General features: G+C 64.6%; 2 protein-coding genes. Both read right to left on the bottom strand.

Annotation, left to right across the window (positions count from 1 at the left end; translation table 11 throughout):
* Positions 1–344: 344 nt before the first annotated feature.
* Complete coding sequence (locus tag IB264_RS34110; RefSeq protein WP_082571721.1) at positions 345–1,553, bottom strand: IS91 family transposase; 1,209 nt, start codon at positions 1,551–1,553, stop codon at positions 345–347.
* Positions 1,554–1,562: 9 nt separating this feature from the next.
* Positions 1,563–2,468: a tyrosine-type recombinase/integrase gene (locus IB264_RS34105; protein ID WP_057222714.1), complete on the bottom strand. Its 906-nt coding sequence runs from the start codon at positions 2,466–2,468 to the stop codon at positions 1,563–1,565.
* Between the last annotated feature and the right edge of the window lie 149 nt (positions 2,469–2,617).

Below are 2,617 nucleotides of genomic sequence, written 5' to 3'. Positions count from 1 at the left end.
TGTGATGGGTTTCGGATGCTGGCGCTCCACGCGTTGGCCTGGCTCGGGCCGGCGTCCGAAAGCCTCCAGTGAAAGAACCCGCGGGATGGAAAGCGCGGTTGCCGGTCTATGGGGATTTGTCGTTTTCGTTGGGTGGTGTTCGGCCGAAGTGCGGCTGAGGGGTGGTAATGATCATGGTGAGGTCGGAGCGAACTTCGCCGGTGCCGCGCATGCTGCGGCCTGGTGGTTCCAGCGAGGTCGATTTGGTGTGTTTAGTTGCGACGTTCGACGCGGGCGGACGAAGTTATCCTTCCGGGGACGATGAGGTTCCTGGGCAGGAATGGTGCGTGACGGGCGGGTCGCGGTCATGGCGTTTGGGGCCTTGTTGTTGAGGCGGCGGATGGCGGTGCTTGGGCGTGGTTGTCGCGCTCGAAGGTCTCGATGATGATCATGCGCCCGCCGCAGCACGGACAGGGCGGCCGCCAGTCTGGTGGGGCAGCAGTATCGGCATCATCGGATCGGCCGATTTCAGGCTGGGGCGCGGCGAGAAGCACGCGGGCGCGGGCGACATTTGCCGCGCGGCCGGCGCTGGCAAGCAGTCCATAGTGTCGGATGCGATGGAAGCCCATGGGCAGCACGTGAAGCAGGAAGCGGCGAATGAATTCATCTGGATCGAGCGTCATGGCCCGATAACGCTCGTCACCGCTGCGACGGTAGTCCTTGTAGCGGAACGTCACACCAGAGCCATCGAGCGCGATCAGCCGGCTGTTGGAGATGGCGACGCGATGGGTGTAGCGCGACAGATACGCCAGAACGGCCTCGGGTCCGGCGAAGGGTGGCTTGGCGTAGACGAACCAGTTCTTTTTTCTGAGCGGCACCAGGAATTTAACAAAGGAGCTGCGCTCGCTTAAGCCAGCATGATCGCCGAAGAACTTCAGCTGGCCGGCGGCATGGGCCTCAGTGAGCTTCGCCAGGAAGAGGCGGCGGAACAGCCTTGAGAGCACGCGCACGGGCAGGAAGAAGCCGGGTCGGCATGACACCCACCGCTCACCATCGAGCGCGATGCCGCCGCCGGGCACGATCATGTGCACATGCGGATGATGGGTCATCGCCGAGCCCCACGTATGCAGCACGGCGGTGATGCCGATGCGTGCGCCCAGGTGCTTGGGATCGGCCGCGATGGTGAGCATGGCCTGCGAGGCGGCACGGAAGAGGAGATCATAGATTATCCTCTTGTTGTGATAGGCGATGTCGGCGACCTCGACCGGTAGCGTGAAGACAACATGGAAATAGCCGACGGGCAGCAGATCGGCCTGGCGCGCGGTGAGCCATTCCCTTGCCGCCGCACCCTGGCACTTGGGGCAGTGACGATTGCGGCAGCTGTTATAGGCGATGCGGCTATGGCCGCAGTCCTCGCATGCCTCGACGTGACCGCCGAGGGCTGCGGTGCGGCAGCTCTCGATCGCCGACATTACCTTCAACTGGCCGAGGCTCAAGTGACCGGCATGGGTCGCGCGCCAGGCGGCGCCATGGCGGTGGAAGATATCGGCGACCTCTAGTAACGGGCGGCTCACCGCCACGCGTCACGCGTCCGGTCTGGTCTCGTTCTCTGTCAGAAGTCTGATCCGGTCGAGCGGGCTCATCACGGCGCGGATGGTCTTGGTGGCGACGCGGGCATAGAGCGCGGTCGTATCAAGTTTGGCATGGCCGAGCAGGACCTGGATGACGCGGATGTCGACGTCCTGCTCCAGCAGATGCGTGGCGAAGCTGTGGCGCAGCGTGTGCGGCGTCACCCGCTTCTTGATCTTGGCGGCTTGCGCGGCGGTATGGACGACGCGGTTCATCTGCCGCGTGGAGAGTGGCGTGATCGGGTTGCGGCCCGGAAACAGCCAGCCCTGCGGCAGCATTACGCCGCGGCGCTTGCCTTCGCGCCACCAAGCCCGCAGCAACTCGAGCAGTTGCGGCGACAGCATGGCGTGGCGATCCTTGCGCCCCTTGCCCTGTTCGACGCGGATCAGCATGCGTGTCGAGTCGATATCGGTCACCTTGAGCGCCACGATCTCCGACACCCGCAATCCGGCGCCATAGGCCGTGCCGAGGGCAGCCTTGTACTTCGGCCCCGGTGCGGCGTCGAGCAGCCGTACTACCTCCGCGACGCTCAGAACCAGCGGCAGCCTGCGTGGTTGATGGATCACGGTCAGGCGGCGCGAGAGATCGGGCCGGTCGATCGTCACAGTGAAGAAGAAGCGCAGCGCCGAGACTGAGCTGTTGATGCTCGCTGCCTGCATGCCCACCCGGGTCTGGTGCAACTGGAACCGGCGCAGATCCTCAGCCGTCGCCATGTCGGGGGAGCGGCCGATGAAGGCGGCAAACGCCTTCACACAACGGATGTAGTCACGGCGCGTGGCCTCGGTGAAGCCGCGCATGGACATGTCTTCGATCATGCGCTCACGAAGCGCGCTACCGGATGGATTAGGAACGACGGTCATCGGATGCTCCTCTCAAGCTGAAGGTTGACCCCTTCATGCTCGGAGGACTCCGGCCGTTCGTCACCCCTGGTCCGATCAAAGCCTCGCCGATACCGTCAACGAGGCACACGCCTCAGCCCGCGCCCCTCCCGCGCGAGCGGGTTCGTTCG

The sequence above is a fragment of the Ensifer sp. ENS11 genome (genome assembly GCF_014851895.1).
Taxonomy (GTDB): Bacteria; Pseudomonadota; Alphaproteobacteria; order Rhizobiales; family Rhizobiaceae; genus Ensifer; species Ensifer canadensis.
The sequence above is the reverse complement of the archived record's forward strand: the minus strand, read 5'-3'. Positions and strand labels throughout refer to the sequence as shown.

Coding starts and splice junctions, on each gene's coding strand:
- IB264_RS34105 (WP_057222714.1), bottom strand. CDS start 2,468: ATGACCGTCGTTCCTAATCCATCCGGTAGCGCGCTTCGTGAGCGCATG.